This window comes from Mesobacillus persicus (assembly GCF_900109925.1).
Classification (GTDB): Bacteria; Bacillota; Bacilli; order Bacillales; family Cytobacillaceae; genus Mesobacillus_B; species Mesobacillus_B persicus.
The window spans coordinates 56,761-81,269 of record NZ_FOBW01000009.1 but is presented as its reverse complement, the minus strand read 5'-3'; the positions used below and the strand labels follow the sequence as shown (position 1 = coordinate 81,269).

Annotated in this window: 27 protein-coding genes; 13 read left to right on the top strand and 14 right to left on the bottom strand. The window is 38.4% G+C overall.

The features are described 5' to 3' along the window. Positions 1–586: 586 nt before the first annotated feature. The 3 genes from BMX30_RS13525 to BMX30_RS13515 all read left to right on the top strand — a co-directional run bounded on the left by BMX30_RS13525 (position 587) and on the right by BMX30_RS13515 (position 2,858). On the top strand, positions 587–1,006 hold the full coding sequence (locus BMX30_RS13525; protein ID WP_090746507.1) for an HIT family protein: 420 nt from the start codon (positions 587–589) through the stop codon (positions 1,004–1,006). Positions 1,007–1,136: 130 nt separating this feature from the next. Beyond that, positions 1,137–2,216, top strand: coding sequence for a 3-phosphoserine/phosphohydroxythreonine transaminase (gene serC / locus BMX30_RS13520; RefSeq protein ID WP_090746504.1), 1,080 nt, complete (start codon positions 1,137–1,139; stop codon positions 2,214–2,216). A 123-nt stretch (positions 2,217–2,339) separates the two neighbouring features. Next, positions 2,340–2,858 (top strand): tryptophan transporter, encoded by a 519-nt coding sequence (locus BMX30_RS13515; RefSeq protein ID WP_090746501.1) that lies wholly within the window; start codon positions 2,340–2,342, stop codon positions 2,856–2,858. 246 nt (positions 2,859–3,104) lie between these two features. On the opposite strand, the gene yhzF is transcribed toward BMX30_RS13515, so the two are convergent. After that, the gene (yhzF, locus tag BMX30_RS13510; protein WP_090746498.1) at positions 3,105–3,293 is read right to left on the bottom strand and encodes a membrane protein YhzF; all 189 of its coding nucleotides are present in this window, start codon (positions 3,291–3,293) and stop codon (positions 3,105–3,107) included. Between the two features lie 172 nt (positions 3,294–3,465). Here yhzF and BMX30_RS13505 point away from each other — a divergent pair, with 172 nt between their 5' ends. Both BMX30_RS13505 and BMX30_RS13500 read left to right on the top strand, forming a co-directional pair. Continuing rightward, positions 3,466–3,831: a YtxH domain-containing protein gene (locus tag BMX30_RS13505; RefSeq protein ID WP_090746494.1), complete on the top strand. Its 366-nt coding sequence runs from the start codon at positions 3,466–3,468 to the stop codon at positions 3,829–3,831. A gap of 210 nt (positions 3,832–4,041) precedes the next feature. Further along, entirely contained in the window at positions 4,042–4,620 is a 579-nt protein-coding gene (locus BMX30_RS13500; RefSeq protein ID WP_090746491.1) for an HTH-type transcriptional regulator Hpr, read from the top strand. Here BMX30_RS13500 and BMX30_RS13495 read toward each other — a convergent pair. Beyond that, positions 4,617–4,958 (bottom strand): DUF1878 family protein, encoded by a 342-nt coding sequence (locus tag BMX30_RS13495; protein ID WP_090746870.1) that lies wholly within the window; start codon positions 4,956–4,958, stop codon positions 4,617–4,619. The two genes, BMX30_RS13500 and BMX30_RS13495, sit on opposite strands and share 4 nt — an antisense overlap. A gap of 179 nt (positions 4,959–5,137) precedes the next feature. Here BMX30_RS13495 and BMX30_RS13490 point away from each other — a divergent pair, with 179 nt between their 5' ends. Then, positions 5,138–5,326, top strand: coding sequence for a hypothetical protein (locus tag BMX30_RS13490; RefSeq protein ID WP_090746488.1), 189 nt, complete (start codon positions 5,138–5,140; stop codon positions 5,324–5,326). Between the two features lie 68 nt (positions 5,327–5,394). Here BMX30_RS13490 and BMX30_RS13485 read toward each other — a convergent pair whose 3' ends face one another. Next, positions 5,395–5,478, bottom strand: coding sequence for a YjcZ family sporulation protein (locus BMX30_RS13485; protein WP_090746485.1), 84 nt, complete (start codon positions 5,476–5,478; stop codon positions 5,395–5,397). A 96-nt stretch (positions 5,479–5,574) separates the two neighbouring features. Continuing rightward, positions 5,575–5,655, bottom strand: coding sequence for a YjcZ family sporulation protein (locus BMX30_RS13480; protein WP_090746482.1), 81 nt, complete (start codon positions 5,653–5,655; stop codon positions 5,575–5,577). 187 nt (positions 5,656–5,842) lie between these two features. On the opposite strand from BMX30_RS13480, the gene BMX30_RS13475 reads away from it, so the two are divergent. Beyond that, complete coding sequence (locus tag BMX30_RS13475; RefSeq protein WP_090746478.1) at positions 5,843–6,697, top strand: peptidylprolyl isomerase; 855 nt, start codon at positions 5,843–5,845, stop codon at positions 6,695–6,697. Between the two features lie 212 nt (positions 6,698–6,909). On the opposite strand, the gene BMX30_RS13470 is transcribed toward BMX30_RS13475, so the two are convergent. From BMX30_RS13470 to BMX30_RS13445, 6 genes are all read right to left on the bottom strand, one after another. Then, positions 6,910–7,092 (bottom strand): sporulation YhaL family protein, encoded by a 183-nt coding sequence (locus tag BMX30_RS13470; RefSeq protein ID WP_090746475.1) that lies wholly within the window; start codon positions 7,090–7,092, stop codon positions 6,910–6,912. Between the two features lie 166 nt (positions 7,093–7,258). Beyond that, the gene (gene yhaM / locus BMX30_RS13465; protein WP_090746472.1) at positions 7,259–8,203 is read right to left on the bottom strand and encodes a 3'-5' exoribonuclease YhaM; all 945 of its coding nucleotides are present in this window, start codon (positions 8,201–8,203) and stop codon (positions 7,259–7,261) included. Between the two features lie 87 nt (positions 8,204–8,290). Beyond that, positions 8,291–11,302, bottom strand: a complete 3,012-nt coding sequence (locus tag BMX30_RS13460; RefSeq protein ID WP_090746469.1) for an ATP-binding protein — start codon at positions 11,300–11,302, stop codon at positions 8,291–8,293. Between the two features lie 6 nt (positions 11,303–11,308). Next, complete coding sequence (locus BMX30_RS13455; RefSeq protein WP_090746466.1) at positions 11,309–12,547, bottom strand: metallophosphoesterase family protein; 1,239 nt, start codon at positions 12,545–12,547, stop codon at positions 11,309–11,311. A gap of 149 nt (positions 12,548–12,696) precedes the next feature. After that, on the bottom strand, positions 12,697–13,947 hold the full coding sequence (locus BMX30_RS13450; protein ID WP_090746463.1) for an ABC transporter permease: 1,251 nt from the start codon (positions 13,945–13,947) through the stop codon (positions 12,697–12,699). Beyond that, positions 13,940–14,839, bottom strand: coding sequence for an ABC transporter ATP-binding protein (locus BMX30_RS13445; RefSeq protein WP_090746460.1), 900 nt, complete (start codon positions 14,837–14,839; stop codon positions 13,940–13,942). Before BMX30_RS13445 ends, BMX30_RS13450 begins: the two co-directional genes overlap by 8 nt. A gap of 138 nt (positions 14,840–14,977) precedes the next feature. Here BMX30_RS13445 and BMX30_RS13440 point away from each other — a divergent pair, with 138 nt between their 5' ends. Then, on the top strand, positions 14,978–15,163 hold the full coding sequence (locus tag BMX30_RS13440) for a YhzD family protein (protein WP_090746456.1): 186 nt from the start codon (positions 14,978–14,980) through the stop codon (positions 15,161–15,163). A gap of 93 nt (positions 15,164–15,256) precedes the next feature. On the opposite strand, the gene BMX30_RS13435 is transcribed toward BMX30_RS13440, so the two are convergent. The 4 genes from BMX30_RS13435 to BMX30_RS13420 all read right to left on the bottom strand — a co-directional run bounded on the left by BMX30_RS13435 (position 15,257) and on the right by BMX30_RS13420 (position 19,321). After that, positions 15,257–16,060: an enoyl-CoA hydratase gene (locus tag BMX30_RS13435; RefSeq protein ID WP_244532599.1), complete on the bottom strand. Its 804-nt coding sequence runs from the start codon at positions 16,058–16,060 to the stop codon at positions 15,257–15,259. 158 nt (positions 16,061–16,218) lie between these two features. After that, on the bottom strand, positions 16,219–17,733 hold the full coding sequence (locus BMX30_RS13430) for a coproporphyrinogen III oxidase (RefSeq protein WP_090746450.1): 1,515 nt from the start codon (positions 17,731–17,733) through the stop codon (positions 16,219–16,221). Positions 17,734–17,834: 101 nt separating this feature from the next. Next, positions 17,835–18,704: a Cof-type HAD-IIB family hydrolase gene (locus BMX30_RS13425; RefSeq protein ID WP_090746447.1), complete on the bottom strand. Its 870-nt coding sequence runs from the start codon at positions 18,702–18,704 to the stop codon at positions 17,835–17,837. A 260-nt stretch (positions 18,705–18,964) separates the two neighbouring features. After that, positions 18,965–19,321 carry a YlbF/YmcA family competence regulator gene (locus BMX30_RS13420; RefSeq protein WP_090746444.1) on the bottom strand — a complete coding sequence of 119 codons (357 nt, stop codon included), beginning with the start codon at positions 19,319–19,321 and terminating at the stop codon, positions 18,965–18,967. 195 nt (positions 19,322–19,516) lie between these two features. Here BMX30_RS13420 and BMX30_RS13415 point away from each other — a divergent pair, with 195 nt between their 5' ends. The 5 genes from BMX30_RS13415 to BMX30_RS13395 are packed head-to-tail and all read left to right on the top strand — an operon-like array spanning position 19,517 to position 24,509. Continuing rightward, a complete protein-coding gene (locus tag BMX30_RS13415; RefSeq protein WP_090746441.1) occupies positions 19,517–20,632 on the top strand; it encodes a YheC/YheD family endospore coat-associated protein in 1,116 nt (371 codons plus the stop codon). Continuing rightward, positions 20,632–21,741: a YheC/YheD family endospore coat-associated protein gene (locus BMX30_RS13410; protein WP_090746438.1), complete on the top strand. Its 1,110-nt coding sequence runs from the start codon at positions 20,632–20,634 to the stop codon at positions 21,739–21,741. The genes BMX30_RS13415 and BMX30_RS13410 overlap by 1 nt, the downstream gene beginning before the upstream one ends. Continuing rightward, positions 21,710–23,071 carry a YheC/YheD family endospore coat-associated protein gene (locus BMX30_RS13405; RefSeq protein WP_090746435.1) on the top strand — a complete coding sequence of 454 codons (1,362 nt, stop codon included), beginning with the start codon at positions 21,710–21,712 and terminating at the stop codon, positions 23,069–23,071. The genes BMX30_RS13410 and BMX30_RS13405 overlap by 32 nt, the downstream gene beginning before the upstream one ends. Then, positions 23,068–24,240 (top strand): YheC/YheD family endospore coat-associated protein, encoded by a 1,173-nt coding sequence (locus BMX30_RS13400; RefSeq protein ID WP_090746432.1) that lies wholly within the window; start codon positions 23,068–23,070, stop codon positions 24,238–24,240. The genes BMX30_RS13405 and BMX30_RS13400 overlap by 4 nt, the downstream gene beginning before the upstream one ends. A gap of 56 nt (positions 24,241–24,296) precedes the next feature. Next, entirely contained in the window at positions 24,297–24,509 is a 213-nt protein-coding gene (locus BMX30_RS13395; protein WP_090746429.1) for a YheE family protein, read from the top strand.

The following is a 24,509-nucleotide window of genomic DNA, read 5'->3' as shown; positions in this document are numbered from 1 at the left end:
TTATCACATTTTAACAAATCCAAGGTCATAAAAACAGAAGCAGCCCTCTCTTCGGCATGATTTAAAAATTTTTTTAGAAAATGATTATATTTTTATCAAAACCGGGCATCATAATATTTGTAGGGGAAAACAGTTAATCATTCGAAATGAGGTGTCTGTTAAAGACAATTTATTCGATGTTTAAAACGCTTCATAAAATCCTTCAAGGGGCTGGTAGCATTGGACAAAGTTCTTGCTTAGCCTAGCTAAAAACACACTTTAAAATGAGGTGTTTGCCGAAGACACAGATCCGCTTTATACGTTGTAAATCAACTATAAAGAACAGGGGATGGTTCGATTGAACACAGATCGATTGAACACAGGGCCGTTTTATTGACACATCACATTAAAAATGAGGTGTTTATCAAAGGCATTCCTGCTGAAGGCATATAATTTTGAAGGCATAATGTAAGAAGCAAGATTTCCCCTACAGGGACAGGATTCCTCGGAATCCTGTCCTTTTTTATGACAATTACCCCTATCTTTATATTTATTAGATTATTGTGATAAAATGACTAAAAAGCACAAATTAGAAAGGTTGGTTTAAATGTCAGATTGTATTTTTTGTAAAATTATCAATGGGGAGATTCCTAGCGCAAAGGTATTTGAAAATGAGCATGTATACGCCTTTTTGGATATTGGCCAAGTAACGAAAGGTCATACCTTAGTTATCCCAAAAGTACATAAAGAGAATGTGTATGAATTAACGGAAGAAATTTCTACAACCCTCTTTAAAGAAGTCCCTAAAATTGCAAATGCAATTAAAGAGGCCTATGACCCTATTGGTTTAAATGTATTAAACAATAATGGTGAGCTTGCAGGACAGTCGGTCTTTCACTTTCATATGCACCTCATTCCAAGATACGGCGAGGGCGATGGATTTGGAGCGGTGTGGAAGACCCATAATAGTGAATATAATCAGGAAGAATTACAAACCATCGCTTCGGATATCAATAAGAAACTCTAACTTCTGCTATTGCGGAAGTTTTTTTAGTTTTTTTATTCCGAAAAATAGAAATTTTTATGGATTTCTGGTAGCATTGACTTAAAATTTTACCTCTTTACTGTATTAAAATAAATTTCCCGGGGGGATTATGATGAAGCGTGCCTTAAATTTTAATGCTGGACCCACTGCCTTACCAGAAGCTGTTCTAAAAATAGCAGAGAAAGAATGGCTTAACTATAAAGGTACAGGTATGAATGTGATGGAAATGAGTCATCGAAGCAAGCCTTACGAAGAAATCAACACTCAAGCTCAAGCCTTGTTGCGTAAGCTCCTTAACATATCTGACGATTATGAAATCCTCTTCTTACAAGGAGGAGCAAGCCTGCAATTTACGATGTTGCCAATGAATCTCCTTGAAGAAGGAAAAAAAGGATACTATGCCTTAACGGGATCGTGGTCAGAAAAAGCACTGAAGGAAGCAAAAAAAATTGGTGATGCTGAAGTAGTGGCTTCTGGTAAAGACAACAACTATACAACGATTCCTAAATTAACCGATTTAGATTCCCTTGAAAATGGCTCCTACCTCCATATCACTTCTAACAATACGATTTATGGGACCCAATGGAATGACATTCCAAGCAACCTCAATCTACCACTTGTTGCCGACATGTCTAGTGACATTTTATGCAGGCCAATTGATGTCAATTCTTACGGGTTAATTTATGCCGGCGCTCAGAAGAACCTTGGTCCGTCTGGTGTAACTGTGGTCATCTTAAAGAAGGACCTACTAGAACGATCTAAAGATTCCTTGCCAAGTATGTTGGATTACCGAACGCATGCTAAGAATGATTCACTTTATAATACGCCGCCGACCCTTGCAGTGTATTTGCTGAAGCTTGTCCTAGAATGGGCTGACTCAATTGGTGGCGCTGAAGCCTTAGAAACGATGAACAAGCAAAAAGCCGCACTTCTCTACAATGAAATTGATGAAAGTAACGGTTTCTACAGCGGACATGCTGAAGTAAGTAGCCGTTCTTTAATGAATGTAACCTTTACACTAAACAGTAAGGAGCTAACAGATGCGTTCCTTTCTGAGGCAAAAGAACTTGGGTTTACAGGCTTAAATGGTCATCGTTCTGTAGGAGGTTGCCGTGCCTCTATTTATAACGCTGTCCCACTTGAACATGTTGAAAAACTAGCACAATTCATGAAGGACTTCAGAACTCGTTAACTGAAAATTAACACTTTACCCTTGAAATTTATATGATATAATGGTAGCAAGCTTTTCGCTGTAGGCTATAGAGCACTATAGGAGAAGCAATAGTTAGCTAGAATAGCAGAGGAGAGTTGAGAAATGAATACAAAGAATCTTGTTGCACTTGCACTTTTGATGGGAATGGGTGTCGTTCTGCATGCGGCTGTACCTGGTTTTATCCTAGGAATGAAACCAGACATGATGCTGACAATGATGTTTTTAGGAATTATCCTCTTTCCGGATAAAAAAAGCGTCTTACTCGTAGGCCTAGTCACAGGAATTTTATCAGCGTTGACAACGGGCTTTCCTGGAGGACAAATCCCAAATATCATTGATAAACTTTTAACAGCCTTCATCTTTTATGGATTAGTGTTGGCCTTTAAAAAGTTTCATGGATCTGTCATCAATGCGGCTGTTTTAACAGCAGTTGGTACAATTGTTTCCGGAACCATCTTCTTAACCTCAGCCTACTTTATTGTAGGACTGCCAGGTGCATTTGTCGGCATGTTTGCAGGAGCCGTTCTACCGGCTGTTGCATTTAACACTGTATTTATGGCCATCATTCTGCCAGTAGCTTTGAATATTGTTAAAAGAACAAAGCTCGCAGTAGCAAATTAATAGGCCCATGTAGAACCCGCTATTTACGGGTTCTTTTTTTGTCTTCCGATTGTCGAGTTACCTTGTTCAAGGCTATTTTTTCAAACAATGCCGCTTTTCTATATAAGCTCTGTTTCACTACAAAGTCATTAATGATAAGAAGTGGAAGCGAATTTTGAATTAGCTACAAAACATCTTACCCTGCGTTAAAATCTGCTTTAGGATGATAACAAAGGTTTATTCGAAAACAGCTTTTTATAATGACGATTAAAATAAGGATAAAACCACCCCAAACAGTAAAAGCACCGCTCCCGATGTAGCGAAGAAACCGGCTCTTTTCTTTAACAACTTCTTGGGTGGATAGATGCCTGGCCTTTGCATGGCAAATAAATTTTGGAACATGGCTAGGAAGGATGCTAAACTACAAGTGTATAGGACAAAGGTTATCATTTGCATTTACTCCTCCTTCTATCGATGCGATCCTTTTTTAATCAGCATCTATGAACTCCCGTTATAACATGTATATTGAAGAACTAATTAAGGTATACAGGTCTATTTATTCAATCGGGAAGGAATTTCTCTCAACCCTATTGAATTGATTATTATATTGAAAATAGAGGTGTTAACTATGGTACCAAAATCATTGTTACTGGGATTTCTAACCGGTGGAACAGTCGTCGGGTTAATTACCCTGCTCTGGGCCCCAACTTCCGGGAAAGAAACACGTAAGAAGCTGCTTGAGAACAAAAACCTTGTAGTAGAAGAACTGAATGAATTAAAACAAAACTTACTGGAAATCAAGGATTCTGCCACAATTGTCTCCACTGAAGGGAAGAGTGCGGTTATTGAGTTCGTACAAGATGTAAAGGTAGCCCTTCAGGGGTGGAAAGCAGATACTAGCGAAATTAAAGATGAGCTTGCAAAGGAACTTAAAGAGTTAGGGCAAACTATTGAAGACTTAGAAAAGCAACTTTCACCTTCTCTAGAAAAATAATGAAAATGGTGGTCCTTCTCATAATTGAGAAGGATTTTTAAGTTAGGAAGAAGAATTATAGATTTAAGTGAAGTTTGTCACTGACAACAAAACGACTATATAAGAGACCTTAGTAAAAAAATATTGCAAAAATTTAGAAATTTATCTTTATTATTTATTGTTTTATTGGCATAATGTTAATAGAATCATTTAAAGTAGGTGAGTATTGGGATGACAGAGAAAACGTATTCAATGAAAGAAGCTTTAATTTTCAGCCAACGGATCGCACAACTCAGTAAAGCCCTTTGGAAGTCAATTGAGAAGGATTGGCAACAATGGATTAAACCTTATGATTTGAACATCAACGAACATCATATTTTATGGATTGCCTATCATCTGAATGGTGCTTCAATTTCAGATGTAGCCAAGTTTGGTGTAATGCACGTATCAACAGCGTTCAATTTCTCTAAGAAGCTAGAAGAAAGAGGCTTATTACAATTTTCTAAGAAAGAGAATGACAAAAGAAATACTTATGTCCAGCTTACGGAGGAGGGAGAAAGTATATTACTAAGCTTAATGGATAGTTTTGAGCCTGATAATAATGTCGTTTTTTCCGGAACTCTTCCCTTAAAAGAGCTTTACGGTAAGTTTCCTGACATTATAGAAATCATGGCAATTGTTCGGAATATTTACGGCGATGATTTTATGGAAATATTCGAGAAATCCTTTTCGAATATAGAAACGCAATTTGTTGAAGAGGAAGGGAAACTTCGTAAAAAAGAAGGGAAAAACGAAAAAGAATTCGTTTAAAGTTTCGTGTACTTCTTAAGTTCCTGCATTAAGGGGACAAAAAGACCTTGTTCCAAACAGGCAAAAATGACTTCCTCAGCATCCATTTTAGGCTGCAAGAACAATTGAAATTCATCGAAAAGCGGATGAAAATAAACAAACCCTTCCGCTTTCTGTTTTTTAAATTCCACGGTCAGGTTCTCACAATATTGCAGAAATTCCGTTACTTCTACCTCAGTAAGTGATCGATCAATGATTAGATAATAAAATTTCAAGCTGGAGCCTTCGACCATTTTTAGTAGCAATTTTTGGTGGAACTCCAGCATTTTTATTTTTTCTGCTATCTCTTCGTTTTTCATTTCTTCCTTTTCCCCTTTTAACATATACTTTACTGTACATATGTTACCATTTAATTCTCCTTAAAGGGCAGTAAAAACTCTTTATCTCCATTTTCTTTCAGTATAAAAAACTATCTTTTTTAAAAAAGATTTGATATTGTAATTAACATACTAAGAATGAAAAAAGGAGGGATTCTTGGATGATCTCCGTTTTTATTGTGTTCCCTATATTTGCTGGCTTTATCCTATTTTTCATTAACAAATTAACTGATTCCCTCTGTACCCAGAAAGAAATTCCAGAAGAACGACAAGGTAATGTCTTCCAAACCATTAATATTCTTGTGACGATTCTTTTGATTTCGTCATATGTGGATATTCTATTCACTTAAAAAAAGCGATGAGGAAACTTCCTCATCGCTTTTTACGCTCTTTTCTGTTAGCTCATAGGTTGCTTATATTATAGCCAAGCAGCACCTACAATGATCAACAGAATGAATAGTACTACGATTAACGCAAAACCTGCACCGTATCCTGCACCCATACTGACACCTCCTTCCAGTGTGTTCTGAGATATCCTATTCAGCTCATCCTTCGTTCGCATGGGCCTTTATCCTGATAAAACCCAATTTCTATTCAATTAGACGAATGCGGAGCCTACAATAATCAATAAGATAAACAGCACTACAATCAACGCGAAACCTGAATTATAGTGACCCATTTAACATTACCTCCTTTATCTCTTTACACGATTATCCTATGTCGCCATCCTCCTTATGGTTGGACATATGCCTAATTAACGAATGGTAAATTTTAAAAATAAATTTTTTGTCACACTAGCACTTTGTGGTATAGTAAAACTTGTGGATTGGAAAAGCCCATTAGAATTTTCTTAGGAGATGTTTAAATTGAAAAAGTGGATCTTACCTTTAACCCTTGCAGCTGGGGTTTTAACATTATCAGCTTGCAACGGCAGTGATAACTCCGAGGTTATCGTCGAATCAAGTGCCGGAAATATTACAAAAGATGAGCTTTACGAGGAAATGAAGGCACAAGTAGGAGAAACTGCACTTCAACAGCTTCTGTACAGAAAAGTTTTATCAGAAAAGTATGAAGTAACTGATGCAGAGCTTGATAAAGCAGTTAATGAAATGAAAGAAGAATATGGGGACAACTTCGAATTAGTTCTTCAACAAAATCAACTAGCAGATGAAGAGGCATTAAGAGACCTCTTAAGAGACCAGCTTCTTATCGAAAAGGCTGCTTTAAGTGATGTTGAAGCGACGGAAGAGGAAGTTCAAGAAAAATACGAAGCCTACAAGCCAGAAATCAGGGCTAGCCATATCCTTGTTGCAGATGAAGAAACAGCAAAGGAAGTACAGACTAAACTAGCGGCTGGTGATGATTTTGCAGAGCTTGCAAAAGAATACTCAACAGACCCGGGATCCGCTGAAAAAGGCGGCGACCTCGATTTCTTTGGTACCGGACAGATGGTACCAGAATTTGAAGAAGCTGCTTATGCGCTTGACGTGAATGAAGTAAGTGAACCAGTTCAATCCCAACATGGTTGGCATATCATTAAGGTAACAGAAAAACAGGAAAAACCAGCTTTTGAAGAAATGAAAGAAGATCTTGAGCATGAAGTGAAGTTAACGAAGATTGATGCAGCAGCCTTACAAGAAAAGCTCCAACAAGAGCTAAAAGATGCTAAAGTCGATATTAAAGACGAAGATCTTAAGGGAGTCATTCCTGCTCAATCCTAAAGAACAAAAGCGCAAGCGCCTTGATCAGCCCCGACAGGCATAAGACGAGCCGTCAAGAAGGTTGTTTTTTTAACCTTCTTGACGGATTGGCTTATGACCCGAGGGGCTAGGCGCTGGAGCTGGATACAAATAACAGCACAATTATCCACACCCTTAAACTTTTATAAATGCCTTAACAATTTGAAGAAGGGTTCCGCTATGGAACCCTTTTTTTATACTCCTAATGAACCTTGTCGTTTTTCCTTCTCCTTTTCTAGCCGATCCATATATACTTCCCCTTCCCGCTCAATGATGTCCATTTCTTGCTTCCGTTCCTCTTTACCACTTTTAATAGCCATATAAGCACTAATAATAATTCCGAATGCTACTGCGAATACCCAGATTGGAACAGTCATATTTTCTCCTCCTGCCATAATGGTTGTCCTAGTTTGTATTATGTCTATGAAGCTCTCTGACAAAGTATGCGCAAAAAAAAGAAGGCCATTCAAAAATCGGCCTTCCTTGAAACTTTATAGTTAACTATTATTGCATAATTTGTGGATATTGAGCTAATTGTACCTCTTATTTATGGAAACTCGGTTTATAAAATGAGCGGTTATCAAGGGCGAATATCCTTTCGGTATACTCCCCAGGTTCCACTCGGTTTAAGGCCCGATCAAGCATGTTCATTTTAGCATCCAAATTATCAATATAATGAAGAATTTCAGCTTCCTTCACCATCGGTGGCTTAGGACTTCCCCATTCTGCTTTTCCATGATGACTCAATACCAAGTGCTGAAGAATCATAACTTCTTCACCGGATATCCCTAATTCATTGGCGGCTTTCCCAATCTCATTAACCATTATGGAAATATGCCCAAGAAGGTTTCCTTCGATTGTGTAGGAAGCAGCTACAGAACCTGATAGCTCATAAACCTTGCCGAGATCATGAAGAATTACCCCTGCATAAAGCAAATCCTTATCTAAGCTTGGGTAAAGGCTAGAAATATTTTTTGCAAGGTCAAGCATTGATACTACGTGGTAGGCCAGACCTGAGACAAATTCATGGTGGTTTTTCGTCGCCGCTGGAAAATCGAAAAATTCATTTTGATGTTTTTTTAATAAATGCCTTGTAATCCTTTGAATATTTGGATTCGTCATTTCAAAAATATATTGAGTAATTTTCGATGACATCTCATCTTTGCCAATAGGAGCTGTTTCCAAAAAATCACTTACTTTAACGGAATCCGTTTCTAATGCAACACGTATTTGCCTGATCTTAAGTTGCATTCTACCCCTGTAATTATGAATATCACCTAACACTTTGAAAATACTTCCAGGACTATAATTGCTTTCATCCGAATCGGAAACATCCCAAAGTTTTGCCTCAATCTCTCCACTTTGATCTTGAAAAATTAAAGTTAAAAAAGGCTTTCCATTACTGGCTATTCCTTTTGTTGAATTTTTTATTAACAGGAATTTATCCACCTGTTCACCGACACCATAATCAAGAATTCCTTTGCTCATAAATTACTCCCCCTTTCCCTTTGAAAATTATATCATACCAATCTATCTCCAGAATTCAACCCTATTAAAGAGGCCCTACGCTAACTATTAACTCACCTGTTGAGGAATGTTATCCTTAAGCATAAGGATTTCTTCAGTCTGAAATTCATTAAGGATATACTGATGGCAAGTGAAAAATAATATTTGATTCTCGGAAAATGTCCGAAGCAAGGATATCATACGTTGTGCTCTATTTTTATCAAAATTAACAAAGCTATCATCGATGATGATTGGAAACGGAAACCGGGAAAATAATGTAACCGTTAAGGCAAGCCTTAATGAGACATACACCTGCTCAGCTGTAGCTTGACTAAGTTCTTCGGCTACAAACAGGGTATGGTCCTTCCGTTCAAGTATAAAACCAGTTCCTGTTCCTTGCGGAAGGATGCGGATATATTCATCATCCGTTAATAGTTTGAAAAACTCCCCTGCTTTATCCAGGAGTTTAGGTAGCCGCTCTGTCTTATAGCTTTCCACCGTATTAGATAGAATTTCCTTAGCAACTGCATATCTAGCCCATTCTTTCGATTCTTCCTCAAATTCATACTTCATTTGGCGATACCTATGTAATAAATCAGCATACAATCCACCTTCCTCAAGCAAGCCCATTCTATGCTTGATTTCTGCGAAAGCATCATGTAGGCGGCTTTGCTCACTTTTACACTCCTCTATGAATTTCAATTGCATCTGAAGTTCCTCGTCTGGCTTTTTCCCTTGGGCTATAGCTTCACGATCTTCCCTCGTAATACCTGCTGTTTCTAACTGCAATAAAACAGCAGCGAGCCTATTTTCCAATTCTTTGAGCTGATCTGCTCGATATCCCATTTGTCTGAATGTTTCTTCGTCATCGACATGAGCAAGCTCGTATAGCCCTTCTTCTTCAACTTGAAATTGCAAAAGTTCTTGCTTTAGCTGGGAAGACTCTTCGCTCATTTCTTGTAGCTTTAAAGAGATTTCTCGAAACTTTCCTTGTTTATCAATTTCCTCACGAAGTTTCTTTCTTAGTAAAACAGCTACTTCTTGAATATTTGCTGTACGATTAAGTAGAAACCTTTCACTTAGTTCCTGAAAATTCTCGGTAATCGCTTGCTTCTTTTTCTCTAGATCTAGAAGCTGTTTTTCTAGCCGAGCTTTTTCTCTGAATCGTTGTTTCAGTCCCTCTACTAGCAAAAAGGCATCGTAAACCTTTCCCCTCGCTAACTCTTTCGGTATCATCAGGTTTTGCGCTAGCTCCTCTTGCCTATCGTATAATTGTCTCGTTTCCTTTTCCCACTTTTCAAAAGCTTGAATAATACGCTCATAACGATTATTTTGCTGGTCAATCCTTGCGGCTAATTCAGCCAATTTCCTGCGATTTGCCTCATCTTTTTCAATCGCCAGTCTAATAGATGTCCCATTTAAGCCACCTGCATCTTTTAGCTGTTCCTTTAACTCCTTTGCGCGCTTGTTCAGAGATGCTATTCCTTCATCATCAAGATCAACGTTATAACTCGATACCGATGCTTTAGAGCGAAAATACATGACAATAAGGATAACAAGCCCAGCAACCCCTGAAGTAGTCAATACCCACTGATTATTCAAGAAACCACTTATTACAAGGGTTAGAAAGATAAAACTAAGCATCAGTACAAAAGCACCCTGTCTTTTTTGCTCAGTTCTTTTCCGCTCTTGTTCAGATGTCTGTTTTGACTGAAAACCCTTGACCCGTTCTTCGATTGTACGGAGATCTGCTTCCAACCTCTCCTGATGTTCGATGGTATCGAGCTGTTGGTTAAGCCTTGCCCTTGTATGCTTATCAAGAATCTCTCGTTTTTTTGCTTCAGAAGCCTGTTCAAGCTCCTCCATAGCCGTTTTTTCTTCAAGAAAGCTGACATCAAGAGAGTGTTTCCGTTCCTTTAACTGTTGTTGCTTTAGTTGAATGTCCTCAGCGTTATCCTTCATTAAAACGCTAGTATTAACCATTGAGATGCTTTCCTGTGTATACCGGGTATCTAGCTGATCATTGATTTGATTGATTTCTTCGTTTATTTCATCAACCCTACGATTCAATTTCTCTTGTTCTTGCACGATTTGATTATATAGAGGAATCTTCTCTAATTCATTGCTAACTTCAGACTCATGTTTAAGCAAGTCCAAATCAGGTTTAAACTTTTCCGCCTCCCCTTTTAATGACTCGCTTTTTTCAGCAAGCCAAGAAAGTCGGGCTTGAATAGGCTTTTTCTGTTCAATCAACCGGTCGAGTCGAGAAATCCCATCTGTTGGAAACGAAAGTTTTTCATATTCAGTTAATTGGGTCTTTAGTTGTTTTTCCTCAATCATTAACGGCCAGACTCGTTCTAATTCTTTTAGTTTATAAACTTGGCTCTCGCTATTTGCTAACTGAACAGAAAGATCTTTCAGCTTTCTTTCTGTTTCTTCTCTATCGGTATTTAGTTGTTGGTAATCTTTATTTTCGCTTTCAGCTTTTTTTAAAGCCTCATAGACTTCTCTAAGTTCTTTAAGCTTCTCATTTAGATGGGGCCTTTTTCCCCCTGGCTTAAATCGCTGCTCCATTTCCTTCTGTAACAGCTTTTCAGCATTTAGCAGCCTTTCTGTGCCAAGGGCCCCTGCCGAAAATAAATACCTCCCGAGGTCTTCTCCTTTTAACTGATGAATATTTTGCAGGCCCTGAAGATTAAAGGAAAAAATCGATTGAAACGTACCTTTATCCATTCCATTTAGTAAATCATGCAAAAGCCCTTCTCCACCAACCGTGCCATCCTCTAATGTTACTGATACATCCCCCGTTGCCTTTCCTGCAACCCTTTCAATCACCGCTATTCCTTTTCCGGTAAACTTCGCCTTAATCAGGCCTCCATATTTAGAATGCCTCTTCGGTTCGTAACGGAGCTCTGCCTGTTGCTTTGTAGGGAAACCAAATAAGATACTATGAATAAATGACATGATTGTTGATTTGCCTGCTTCATTTTCACCATAGAAAACTTGAATGTTATTTAGGTTGGTTAGTTTTACATTTTCAAGCTTGCCATAGCCATAAATATGTATCTCAATTAAATGCATAATCTGCTAGCTCCCTCCCTCATTCTTGGCGCTAAGAAGTTGGAGTAATTTATTTTCTGCATCTTCTAGAATATCTTTTTTCTCCACTTCCGTTAGCTCAGTAAGATGCTTTCTAGCAATATGATGACTATATAATGGGGATAACGTTTCTTCCCAGGTTTTAAATCGGTCAACAGACGTAAAAAGCTCTTTGAAAAACTCGCCCTGTATCGCTAATTGGGAGCGATTATAACTATTGGTTACTGAAACCTCTATGTTACGTATCCAGACAAAGTCTTCCGTCTCCCCTTCATCCTCCCGAAGGGTATCCATTATCTCTTCAAGAGCCTCCGAATCATAGCGGTCTTCTTCTGTTTGTTTGAGATTCGCGATTATAAGGTTCAGGATAACTCCCTTACCTCCAAGGCGGCTATCATGAATTGCTTTACGGCATAAATCAAATAAGCTCCCCAAATTAGTGACGAGCGACCCATCCAAGGTTCTCTCCATCCACACGACATCACTTGTTTCTTGAAAATTCAGGTGTGTGCTATGTTCAGTTAATGAAACAACATAACAACCCTTAACACCAGTTTCCTTACGGTTTCTCCCTTGAGGATTGCCAGGGTATACGATAGGCGGCTCAGTCGCTAATACTTCCCGTTTATGGATATGACCAAGAGCCCAATAATCAAATTGCTTTTGAAGCAAGTCCGTAAGACGAAAAGGAGCATATTTAGCATGATCACTCGAACCTTCAAAATGGCCGTGCAACATACCAATATGAAAATCAGCGCCGCTAGATTTAACATATCTATTAATCCAGGGTTCGGAAACATGCCTTTCTGGATAACTGAACCCATATAAATGCACAGCTGTTCCATTCTGCTTAATAAATCGTTTCACTTCGACTTTATCTCCAAAAACATGGACATTTTCCGGCCAGGTTAGTTGTGTCCAAGTTCCACCTAGATGATCATGATTTCCATGAATCACATAGACATTGATCCCTTTTTCATGAAGTCTTGTCATCTCTTTGCGAAACCCTGCCTGTGCTCGAAGACTACGGTCCTCTCCATCAAAGATATCACCTGATATCACAACAAAATCAACCTCATGAAACAGGGCTAATTCAGTTATCTTAGATAATGCCTTAAATGTGCTTTTTTGAAGTCTATTAAAAATTCCTTCAGGCAGGTATTTTAACCCACTCATTGGACTATCCAAATGAAGATCTGCACAGTGTAAAAATTTTACGGTTTTCATTATGAATCCTTTCCTATCCTTTTTTTCTATTTTACCACTCCACAAATACGAATGCACGTTCTGATAGGATTTTAAAAATAGCGATGCTTCTTTCGAGTAACACAGAAAAGAGTCAGGCCCCAAAGCCTGACTCTTTTTGAATAAATTTTCTACTTTTTTGTTAATTGTAATGCCTTTTTTATATCCTTAAAGGAATTTGATTTGCCATACATTAAGACGCCGCCTCTATATACACGGCCACCGAAAATCGCAAGAATAGTAATCGTTCCAACGAGGATGGCAATCGATAAGCTTATTTCCCATAAAGGGATATTCAGCATTCCGACTCTTAGAAACATGATCATTGGAGTAAAAAATGGAATAAAAGACGTAACGGTTATAAATCCAGCTTCTGGTTGACTTAACCCAACCATCGCAATCATAAAGCCTGCCACGACTAATAGTGTCATCGGAGTAATCATTTGCTGAACGTCCTCAATTCTACTAACTAGGGAACCGAGGAAAGCCGCAAGTGTTGCATATAAGAAATAACCTAGGATAAAAAAGGTTACACCATAAACAATGGTTGCAACAGGGACATTTCCAAATCCGAAGAAATCAAAAAATCCACCCTCCATAGAATCAAGGTTTTGTTTAACCGAGATATATCCAACAATTAAGAACACAGCTAGCTGTGTAAGTGATAATAAGCCAACCCCGATAATCTTCGCAAACATTTGCTTGACAGGCGAGACACTGGAGATAAGTATTTCCATTACTCTTGATGATTTTTCAGTTGCCACTTCTGTCGCAATCATACTTGCATACATAATTACAGCAAAATAAATGATAAAGAGGAGAACATAAACAAGACCTCTTGCTTGGTTTAATTCTTCCTCTGTTTTCGCATCTTCCTCTAACGCCAATCTTTCAAAAGGTACTGGTTCATACAATTGAGCCAGTTGTTCCTGAGTCAGGTTTAACTGTGACGAAGCCATCACAGTTTTGATCTGCTGAAGGGCCGTTTGTAGCTCTGTAACTACGACCGAATCAGCCATGCTCATTGACTTATAATTGGCAGCGGGTAATTGTTCCGAAGTCATCGTTAACTGAAGGACTCCGGTATATTCTCCTTCCTCCACCTTATTCTCAACAGCTTTAATACTTTCTGAAACAAGGATGAGTTCAAAGTCTTGGTCAGTTATTTTCACCTGTTCCTCTAATGGTTGAAAAAGCTGACCACTAGTATCAATAACGGCTACCTTCTCAACATCCCCATCTCTTTCAAAGAACTCAATAATCCTTGGGATATTAGTCAAGGTAATAAGAATGACCGCGGTTAGTATGGTGGTTACTAAGAAGGACTTCGTCTTTAATTTTGAAAGATATGTATGAAATAAGATGATAAAGAAATTATTCATAAGAAGCACCCGCCTTTTCAATAAAGATATCGTTTAGAGAAGGTTCTTCAAGGACAAATTTCCGAATAAAACCTTTTCCAACAATGTCCTGTAGGATATTTCCCGCAATTTCCTCTCCTGTAATCTGCAAGTGTATTCCCTCAGGTGTCTGCTTCGATTTTGTTACCCCGCGATATTCTTGAAGAAAACGTAGGTCAAAATCAGCATGAATCACCAAATTCTTTTTCCCAAATGATCGTTTAATATCCTTCAATGATCCATGTACGACTGGTTTGCCATTTTGCATAATGCATAGATGTTCGCACATTTCCTCCACATGCTCCATCCTATGACTAGAAAAGACAATCGTAGTTCCTGCTTCCTTTAGATCAAGAACAGCCTTCTTTAACAGCTCAACGTTTACAGGGTCGAGACCACTAAATGGCTCATCGAGAATCAAAAGCTTTGGCCGATGAATAACAGCCGCTAGAAATTGAATTTTTTGCTGATTTCCTTTTGACAGCTCTTCTACTTTTTTATCTAGATACTCTGGTACTTTGAACCGCTCTAGCCAATAATCAAGTTCTTTTAGTGCATCTTGCTTTTTCATCCCTCTTAATCTAGCTAGATAGACAATCTGGTCCTTCACCTTTAATTTAGGATACAACCCCCTCTCTTCAGGTAAATATCCGATAATCGGACTAGTAGAATAATCGACTCTTTTTCCATCAAGAGTAATTCGGCCTTCGGTAGGGTCTAGTAACCCGAGGATCATTCTGAAAGTCGTTGTCTTTCCCGCTCCATTCGCTCCTAAAAAACCGAAGATTTCCCCTTCTGGTATGGCGAGTGAAAGATGATCTACGGCTGTAAATTTCCCGAATTTCTTTGTTACCTTTTCTAATTGAAGTGCCATATGTTTCTCCTCCTTTTCGTCATCTATTACGATTATCACGGAAAAAAGTTCCATTTAACAGTTTTTTTATCTTTGCACTTTTTTAAAAATTATGTAAAAATAACACTAACAAACTACTACTTATAAAGGGGATTCAATATGGAAACGTATAAACTAACAGCGTTTAAACCTGATGGAGAGAAATTATTAGATGAGTCCTTCCAAGCTGGCAGTGAGGAAGAAGCGAAAACAATGGGTGAGAAAATCCTTTCAGAAAAAAACCTACAAGATAACACCTATCGTTGCATTTCTCCTCAAGGCAAATTGATCCTTTTCCACCCTTAAAACAGAGTTGGATTGTCTACGCATTTGGAATGCGTACATGAAAAAAGCAAAGAGTCGCTACTCTTTGCTTTTCCTTGTTGTATGGACTATACCTTATTTCCCAATAAAATTAGGCTTTCTTTTCTCAAGAAAGGCTTGAATGCCCTCTTTATGGTCTTCTGTCTGTCTCATTTTGGTTTGGGCAATTTTTTCAAGTTCAAGGAATTTTAACAAGGACACACGGTTTTCTTCTGCATAGATTTTCTTTGTTTTAATCATTGCTTGTAGCGGTTTTTGTTCCCATTCTTTTACTTTGTTATCTATACTTTCATTAAGATTATTCTGTGCAACCTCGTCAATCAGTCCAAGCTCAAGTGCCTGAGCTGCTGACATCGGCTTCCCTTCCCAAATTAAATGCTTAGCCTTTGTCTCACCAACCCTTGTTTTCATGAAGAAATGGCCACCCCCATCAGGGATTAAGCCAATTCCAATAAAGTTCATTGCTAGCTTACTAGCTGGATCAGCTATGATATAGTCTGTTGCCAATGCCAGACTGAACCCTAGTCCTGCCGCGGCACCTGTAATGGCGCTGATTGTTACCTTAGGCATACTATACAGCGTGATAATCAGCTCACTAATACTATCCATAATCCCAAGGAAATCGCTTTCATTCCCCTCCGCAAGCATCGTCTTAATGTCTCCTCCAGCGGAAAATGCTCGTCCTGACCCCTTCAAAACGACAATTTCAACGTCATCTGAATTACATAATTCCTTTAAATTCCAAGCTAGACCTCTAATCATTTCCAAGTCTAATGCATTCATTGATTCAGGCCTATTTAATTCGACCGTAGCTACTCTTCCTTCTATGTTGACCTTTACTGTGTCCGTTTTAAAATCAAGATTAAAATCGGTTGTCAAACGTAATCCCCCCTTTGGCTTCATCTACATTATAAATGGAAAAGACCTTTTTAAAAACCATTTATCAGAATTTTTATGCACTTATTATGGTTCAGGCTATTTCAATGATACATAGTAACCAAGCAACCTGCACTAAGAAGCGAAGAAAGCCCTCCTAATTATAGTGGAGGGCTTTCTTTTTGGAATAATTCATTTAATATCTCAATCTTTTGTTTGGTGTATTCGGTAAAGCTTTCATTATAAGTTTTCGGGTCTTTCGGATTAGCGAACTGAGTAATCTTTCCTGTAACAGGATGAATGAACTTACTAGCTGCTCCGCACCCGAGACCAATGATGGTTTGCTGCTCTTCCATAATGATAATATTATAAAGACTTTCCTGACCTGGGACCGAGTAGCCTACATTTTCGAGATTACCAAGAATATTCTTTTGTCTGTAAAGGTAGTATGGAACATATCCGTTAGCTTCTGTCCATTCCTCGGCTAGTCCCATCATTGCTTCTATCTCATCCCTGCCGGCAACTTTGTATTTCTCTTTGTTTTTCGTCATTTCAGATGCACGTTTAAAGGATAGTGTATGAACAGTCAATGACTCTGGCATCAGCTTTTCTGTCTCGCTAAGTGTATGGGTGAATTCTTTTGTCCCCTCTCCAGGAAGGCCAATAATCAAATCCATATTTATATTGTTCATACCCATTTCTTTGGCTAACTTATATTTCTCAATTGTCTCTTCAACTGTATGGTGACGCCCGATTGCCTTAAGAGTTTCTTGAATATACGATTGTGGATTGATTGAGATACGATCAATATTCCATTTGTTTAAGACATCTAGCTTTTCTGGTGTAATCGTATCAGGCCGTCCTGCTTCAACCGTAATTTCACGGATATCCTTAACATTAGGGAATGAAGTGTACATCTCTTCATAAAGCATGTCCATTTCTTCTGCCGTGATGGATGTTGGAGTCCCACCTCCATAGTATACAGTCGTAATGTTGATCCCCTGGTCTTTTAACCATTGACCAATTTCTCTCATCTCATAATGAAGACCGCCGAGAAAGCTGTTGACTGAGCCTTGTCGCCCATTTATTGCGTAGGCTGGGAAGGTACAATAGGCACATTTCGTCGGACAGAATGGAATTCCGATATAAATGCTTACTTCTTTTCTCAAGTCATATAAGTCAGGGATGACAGTGAGTTGCCGATCAACAATATGTTGCATCAGATTAATTTTTTCTGGTGTAATCATATATTCTTCAGCCAATTCACGATGGGCCGTTTCTCGATTTGTTCCCTCATGTAGTTTTTTATGAAGAAGCTTAGTCGGACGAACCCCTGTCAAGAATCCCCAGTTTTGGACCATTCCAGTCCAATCTTGAAGGATAGATAAGTAAGCATGGGACACTGTATTTTTTATCAGACGAAAACTTTCTTTTTCTGTTAGCGTATTGGGTATTTGCCTCTCATATGAGGCTGAAAAACGTTCTCCATTTTCATCTATCAATTGAAGATTAGCCTTAACTGATGATGCCGTTTCTAAATCAAAAATAAGCGTAGCATCGACTTTTTGATTTGATTCAGAAAATAGAATTTCTGGCTCCTCAGAAAACAAGTTTGCAATCAACTGTAGAGGCCGATGGAACCGTTCATCAGTTAAACCTTTTATATGAATGTACAATACAATCACCTTTCCAAATTTGCTTTCTTTAGTTTACTGGTTCCCCTAAGTAAGGTCAATAAGAGAAGAGCCTGCTAAATGTTAGCAGGCTCTTTTCGTCATCACTTCTTTATAATGTTCATTTTCCGTAAAAACTCAATTGGTTGTTGCTTACGGAAGTGTTCCTTAACCATATAGGCTACACCATGTTGATTATTCGACCTCGTTACCCAGTCTGAGGCTTTTTTTAGTTCATTTGAGGAATTCCCCATGGCGACCCCTAATCCTGCCGCTTTAATTATATCCATATCGTCCATACCATCACCGATTGCAACCATTTCCTTTAACGCAATCCCTAGATGATCTCCTAGGGCAACTAGGCCATTTAGTTTAGAAACACCATGTGGCAAGATATCTAATCGGAAATCATTTAATTTTGTCATGTTGGTCTCTGTATAAATAGAGGAAAGAGCTTCTTGCGCATCCTTTAAGTCTTCCTCATATTCAAAATACACCTCAATTTTAGGCGCTTTTATCGGATCATCACTTAATGTATCACTAATTGAATCAACGAATTGCTGAGAATAGAACATTGGATCCCCTGTAGTAAATACTGTTTTAGCTAACAAGTTATGATTTAATTTGTATTTATTCGCCAGGGAAAACTCATCCTGGACAATTCGAATTTGGCATGGAAATCCTTCTAGGAATCGAATAATTTCATAAGTAATCTCTTCAGGAATATTCTTCTGTACAATTGGATTTCCCTGTTCAGAGGCAATATAGGCTCCCTGATGAGTAACAAGGTGTGAATTTATTTTAAGTGCTTTTGCAATTTTTTTAGCAGCAGGGAAACTTCTTGAAGTGACAAGTGTGACATAGATGCCTTTTTGTTGAACATAGGCAATTGCTTCTTTCGTTGATTTATGAATTCTTCCATTTGGTTGGAGAATCGTTCCATCCACATTTAAGGCTAAAAGACGATAAATCATAAATTATGCCCCCATTTCTGTGATGTTCATGTCTTCACTGATTTTTATGAAATGAAAGGACAAATTAGAACATAACGTATTTTATAAAAACGCTGTGTTAAAGGTCCGAACGAATTTTCATCCACCACGGGCACATAGAGCCTTTCTATGTTAAATTATTCAATTAGTCTCCGCTTCAATCACGGTATGTAATTAAAAATATACTTAAAACCCAAACAAAACAAAAAAACTCCCGAATCTAGTTTCCGGGAGCAAGTTGCTTATTGATTTTCTTGTACACCATATAAATCTTCAAGAGGCTTCATAATAATTTTGTTGATTTCTGTGATGACCGTGCTCATTTGTTGTTCAGCTTGCATTAATTGCGAAATTTTCTCGTGTTGCTGAACAATTGCAACCGTCTTTTGAGCTTGTTCAACTTCCTCTTGAGAAATCTCCTCACCCATCATTTGCTTTTGCTGAAGCTGCATTTGGATGTTGCGGAAGTTTTCAAACATTGTTCTTGCGGAATCATCCTGGTTCACATCATCATACAACTTTTTTAAATTCGCGTATTCCTGACTCCCGCGAATTGCCTTTTCCATTTCATATGCAGAATCATAAATATTAACTGCCAAATGTATCCACTCCTTTTCCTTTTCGGAATCCCCTACACTATAACAAACTATGACTTCAAATGCGAGAAGTTCACCTGATGACCTCTTAAAGTGCTTCACTTCGCACAATGTTACCGGTTGTTTCATACGATACTTTATCAGCTATCGCCTATACCATTGTTCCATCCATATAAAAGGAACAAATGAGGTGAATGAATGGAACACTCAATGATGATATCAAACAAAAGAATTATTGCCGTTTTAACAGAAATATCGGAGGGTGAAGGAGTTGAACCATCCTTCAGGACAATCCACTCCTTTTGCGAGGAACTTAATCAGCTTGTAACGGAAAGTGGTGGATTCTTCTATGTCTTCTCACTAAAAGACATTTCCGAAGAAACCATTTCAGGTTTTTACTTTAATGGAGAAAGATGGCGTAAAGCCAAACTCCCCTTTCCCGACATGATCTATAATCGCATTCATTCCCGTTGGGCCGAAAGTAGTAAAAACTTTAAAGCTCTTATGGAAAAAGCCGAAGAGGCTAACATACAAGTTTGTAACCACCGCTTCCTATCTAAGTGGGAAGTCCATAGCTGGCTAATACAGCGGAAAAATCTCCACACATTTTTACCAGCGACCGAACTATTTACAAAAACCACTTTCTTAAAATTACTTGAAGTCTATGATGATTTGTATATAAAACCACTAGCTGGAAGTCAAGGACGCGGCATTTACTGGCTAACAAATGAAGGGGATCGTTTCAAACTTTCCTTCTCTGATAAGGAAGGGATGAATCAACTCCTTTTCCCATCCAGCAAAGAAATCCTAACAAAACTGACAGGGAAACTTGGCAGTAAGGCCCATTTAATTCAACAAGGTATTCCGCTTCTTCAATGGGAAGGCAAAAGACTTGATTTTAGAGTCCTTTGCCATCGAACAGGATTAGATAAGTGGGACGTAACATCTGTAGTAGCGAGATTATCGGCAGAAAATCAATTCGCATCAAATCTTGCTCTTGGCGGGGAGCAATTACGCCCTCAGAAAATTCTATCCCTTATCTTCGGGAAGGACACGGCACGTTCTAAGCTATCTCTAATGAAGGAACTTGCCCTCGAAGCAGCTGATTGTATTAGCGAAAATATGAACGGCTTAATGGTGGAGTTAGGCGTTGATATTGGAATTGATTCTGAAGGGAATTTGTGGATCATTGAAGTAAACTCAAAACCTTCAAAAAACCTTGGAGAACCAACGCGTGGTATCCGCCCGTCAGCAAAGGCTATCATTGCATATTTTAATACCTCGTTAGATGAACGCTCGGAGGGAGATTTCTAATGTATCGATTTGGTTTTATCACCTTAAACCCTGAGTTAGAACACAACTATTTTACAAAGATTGCAGAGCGTGCACAAAAGTATAAGATCGAGTGTTTCCGGTTTGCACCAACAAATATAAATCCTATTACTCACCACGTCTCCGGAGAGAAGTATCTCGCTACAGAGAAAAAATGGCATAAAGCAGAGTTTCCAATGCCCGAGATTCTCTATGATCGTTGTTTCTATGGAGAGCAACCTATAGCTAAAACTTCCCTTGCCATTATGAAGTGGCTAAAAAAACGAGAAGATTTATTGTTTCTAGGTTCAGGTCTCCCAAATAAATGGAGCATATATGAAACTTTATCGAATTCTTCTCTATCACCATACATTGTTAGAACAACAAAGGCTGCGGACCCCAAACAAATCCTTGCATTATTAAATGAAGAAAGGAAGATTATCTTAAAACCAGCTTTTGGCTCTGGTGGTATGGGGATTGTAAAGATGGAAATTGAAAATGAGAAGATATCCATATGTATTGATAAGTCGCAAGAGGTAATCCATTCAACCTTCCCAAATACACATAGCGCCCACATTTGGTTAGAAAGGTTACTAAACCAAAAGGATTATCTCATCCAGCCTTTTCTTCAGCTAGTTGATCGCCAAGAGTGCCCATTTGACCTTAGAGTCTTGATGCAAAAAGATGAGGATGGTTATTGGGTTGAAAGAGGGAGAGGGATTCGGACAGGAAAAAGAAAGGGAATTTTATCCAATCTTAGTGCAGGAGCTATCACAAAACCATTTCGAGATTGGATTGACACATTTGACCGTTCAACAAGTGAATTTCTCAACAATGAGCTAAGTGAAGTTCTAACACAGCTTCCGAAAATCATTGAACAAGAATACCCTCCCTTATTCGAACTAGGTATTGACATTGGGATTTCAAAGGACCTTGGGATATGGATTCTCGATGTGAACTCTAAACCTGGACGTAAAGTAGTCCTAGAAACAAATCCCACAGCTGAAGATTCCCTGTATGAAGCACCCCTTGTATACGGGAGGAAACTAGTCTTGAATCACGAGAAAGTGAGGCAGAGCAATGAAAAAACGTTATCGAATCGAAATAAATAAAAAAAGTCATGATTATAAGGTTTATTTACCAAAAGAACTAATTGAATATCCGATTACAAGAATTGCATTTGGCAATAAGATTGTCGTTGTCCAATGTCTCCCCCATAATAAGGGGAAAATTATAATCAGTCATTCTTTACGCAAAGAACTACATTTACCAGAGCTCGAAATCTCTCTCCATGTATTTGTAGATAAAGATACAATGTTTGTTGGGCCATTAATTGGAATTTTGACATCAGGATTTACCTCTTACCCCTTAAGGCCACTTGGTAAAAGAACTAGTTTTTTTTCCAAGCTACTATCTGTAAATAAAATGGTCGGTGCACTCCCTTTCCTTTTTGGCGAAGAACATATTAATTGGGAACAAGGTCTAATCAAAGGATATTTCTATGAAGATTCTTCCTGGAAAGTCATTGAGGTCCCCTTTCCAAATGTAGTGTATGATCGCTTACCTAATCGTAGGACAGAAAAAAGGGCAGCAAACAAACATTTAAAGGAGCGACTTCAGTCGGATTATCTGATTCCTTGGTATAACCCAGGTTTTTTTAGCAAAATGGATATTTTCGAGAGGTTACAGCAGGATGATCAGGCAAATGATTATTTACCTGAAACTCATTCATTCACCTCTTTCTCTATAATTGAAAGAATGTTATCAGACTATGGACATATATACCTTAAACCAGAAAATGGCAGTCTCGGATTAGGTATACATCAGATCCTATTTGACCGTCTTGACGGGAAATATTATTGTCGATATCGGGATGTAGAAGGGCATAAAAAACTAACAAAATTTAATAGCCTAGAAACCTTATTTAAGAAGGTGTTTTTTAAGCGAAACCTTTCGAGGATGATTGTCCAACAAGGTATTAATTTGCTGAGGGTTGACGGGCGTATTATTGATTTTCGAGTCCATACAAATAAAGATGATCAGGGCGAATGGCAATTAGCCGCGATTGCCGCAAAAGTGGGTGGTCAGGGTAGTGCCACAACTCATATAAATAACGGTGGCGAAGTAATGACTGTGGAAGAAATTTTCCCCACAACTGAGGAACAGCAAATGTATAAAGATAAATTAACCAGTGCCGCCCTATATTTAAGCAAAGTTCTTGAAACGCAAATTGAAGGGATTATCGGGGAAATTGGTTTTGACCTTGGAATTGATAGAAATGGGAAGGTTTGGTTGTTTGAGGCTAACTCAAAACCCGGACGTTCGATATTCAAACATCCTCAACTAAAAGATTTTGAACTTTTAAGCAGGAAGCTTTCAATTGAATTTGGAATTTTCCTAGCCGAAAAGGCCATCACAAAGCCAGAGGAACTATTTAAATGAAGCTTAGTTACGATTATTGGCACGAATTATGGTATCAAAAGGGAACTTCGAAAAGAATCTATTTCGGTGCAAATAAGGTCCCTATCCCTTCATTCGAAGGAAAAGATTTGCTCACCTTTGACTTGACTATAAAGGATGATCATGTTGGGCCATTAATTGGCATAATGGCCTCCTTATCAAAAGATGGGACTGTACTTGGAAATATACCCCTATTTAAGGCAATTCAGCGGGAGGCCATTAATAATGGAGGTTTTTCCATTGTTTTTACTCCGGAAGATTTAAATCATAAAAATGTTTCTGGGTTTATTTTCAACCCTGAAAAAGACTCCTGGCACCAAGCAGTCACTCCGTTGCCCCAGGTTGTCTACAACAGGGTCCCTTTAAGAAAAACCGAAGATTCTCCTGCATTCTTGCAGGCAACCCGTTTGTTCGAAGAATGGAATATCCCCTTTTTTAATCCTTCGTTTATTGATAAAGCAACATTATACGAACTAGTAAGGGACCATCCATTCTTCAACCCCCTTATGCCGAAGACTATTTTGGTGACTACTAAGGATGAATTGGAAGAGTTCTTAAAAGAACATAAAGGGATCTATTTAAAACCCTCACTTTCCTCACGAGGCCACGGGATCTTTTCCGTCAAATATCACGATGATGGGAGCATTGAATTTAAGAGCCATCACCAAGTGAAAGTCTACCCGAGCTTTGTAGATTTTTGGAGAGAAAAATCCCGTATATTAGAAAAACGCCGTTATATAGCCCAAGTAGAGGTTATTCCTGCCCAGCTTGATGGGAGACGGTTTGATTTTCGAGTTCATGCACATGATAGTCAAGAAGGATATAAAATCACAGGCATTGGGGTTCGTCAATCTCAAAAACAGAGCTTGACTACTCACCTACCAAATGGTGGAATTCTAATTCCTTATGAACGGGTTCAGACAAAGCAACATGACAAGTTTTTTTCTACCCTTGTCAAACAGGTTGGTGAACTATTGACCAAAGAGCTCGGTTACTTTGGAGAATTTTCAATAGATGCTGGGATTACGATTGCTGGTGATTACGTCTTGTATGAAGTAAACTCAAAGCCAATGGCTTTCGATGAAAAGAAAATTGAGAATGAACGAATCCGTCGTATTGTCGAGCTTCTTTATCATAAAGCAGGATTTTAAATAGGATTGCCGTCCTCTCTAAAAAAAAGTTACAATAGAATTAGGGGGGAACGGACATGTTAACACATTTTCAATATAAACCTTTATACGAGAACACAGAGATTCCAGGTTGGCATATCTCTTTTTACTACCTAAAGAAGAGGTATAATGGCATTTATCAACAGAGCGGAAAAATTGAATGGAAAGATAACAAACCTGACCCGGAAGTTCAGCAAAAGCTCGAGAGCCAAATTCATGAACTGATGTTGTATCATGTATACGATAAATAG

Coding starts and splice junctions, on each gene's coding strand:
- BMX30_RS13525 (WP_090746507.1), top strand. CDS start 587: ATGTCAGATTGTATTTTTTGTAAAATTATCAATGGGGAGATTCCTAGC.
- serC (WP_090746504.1), top strand. CDS start 1,137: ATGAAGCGTGCCTTAAATTTTAATGCTGGACCCACTGCCTTACCAGAA.
- BMX30_RS13515 (WP_090746501.1), top strand. CDS start 2,340: ATGAATACAAAGAATCTTGTTGCACTTGCACTTTTGATGGGAATGGGT.
- yhzF (WP_090746498.1), bottom strand. CDS start 3,293: ATGCAAATGATAACCTTTGTCCTATACACTTGTAGTTTAGCATCCTTC.
- BMX30_RS13505 (WP_090746494.1), top strand. CDS start 3,466: ATGGTACCAAAATCATTGTTACTGGGATTTCTAACCGGTGGAACAGTC.
- BMX30_RS13500 (WP_090746491.1), top strand. CDS start 4,042: ATGACAGAGAAAACGTATTCAATGAAAGAAGCTTTAATTTTCAGCCAA.
- BMX30_RS13495 (WP_090746870.1), bottom strand. CDS start 4,958: ATGAAAAACGAAGAGATAGCAGAAAAAATAAAAATGCTGGAGTTCCAC.
- BMX30_RS13490 (WP_090746488.1), top strand. CDS start 5,138: ATGATCTCCGTTTTTATTGTGTTCCCTATATTTGCTGGCTTTATCCTA.
- BMX30_RS13485 (WP_090746485.1), bottom strand. CDS start 5,478: ATGGGTGCAGGATACGGTGCAGGTTTTGCGTTAATCGTAGTACTATTC.
- BMX30_RS13480 (WP_090746482.1), bottom strand. CDS start 5,655: ATGGGTCACTATAATTCAGGTTTCGCGTTGATTGTAGTGCTGTTTATC.
- BMX30_RS13470 (WP_090746475.1), bottom strand. CDS start 7,092: ATGACTGTTCCAATCTGGGTATTCGCAGTAGCATTCGGAATTATTATT.
- yhaM (WP_090746472.1), bottom strand. CDS start 8,203: ATGAGCAAAGGAATTCTTGATTATGGTGTCGGTGAACAGGTGGATAAA.
- BMX30_RS13460 (WP_090746469.1), bottom strand. CDS start 11,302: ATGCATTTAATTGAGATACATATTTATGGCTATGGCAAGCTTGAAAAT.
- BMX30_RS13455 (WP_090746466.1), bottom strand. CDS start 12,547: ATGAAAACCGTAAAATTTTTACACTGTGCAGATCTTCATTTGGATAGT.
- BMX30_RS13450 (WP_090746463.1), bottom strand. CDS start 13,947: ATGAATAATTTCTTTATCATCTTATTTCATACATATCTTTCAAAATTA.
- BMX30_RS13445 (WP_090746460.1), bottom strand. CDS start 14,839: ATGGCACTTCAATTAGAAAAGGTAACAAAGAAATTCGGGAAATTTACA.
- BMX30_RS13440 (WP_090746456.1), top strand. CDS start 14,978: ATGGAAACGTATAAACTAACAGCGTTTAAACCTGATGGAGAGAAATTA.
- BMX30_RS13425 (WP_090746447.1), bottom strand. CDS start 18,704: ATGATTTATCGTCTTTTAGCCTTAAATGTGGATGGAACGATTCTCCAA.
- BMX30_RS13415 (WP_090746441.1), top strand. CDS start 19,517: ATGGAACACTCAATGATGATATCAAACAAAAGAATTATTGCCGTTTTA.
- BMX30_RS13410 (WP_090746438.1), top strand. CDS start 20,632: ATGTATCGATTTGGTTTTATCACCTTAAACCCTGAGTTAGAACACAAC.
- BMX30_RS13405 (WP_090746435.1), top strand. CDS start 21,710: ATGAAAAAACGTTATCGAATCGAAATAAATAAAAAAAGTCATGATTAT.
- BMX30_RS13400 (WP_090746432.1), top strand. CDS start 23,068: ATGAAGCTTAGTTACGATTATTGGCACGAATTATGGTATCAAAAGGGA.
- BMX30_RS13395 (WP_090746429.1), top strand. CDS start 24,297: ATGTTAACACATTTTCAATATAAACCTTTATACGAGAACACAGAGATT.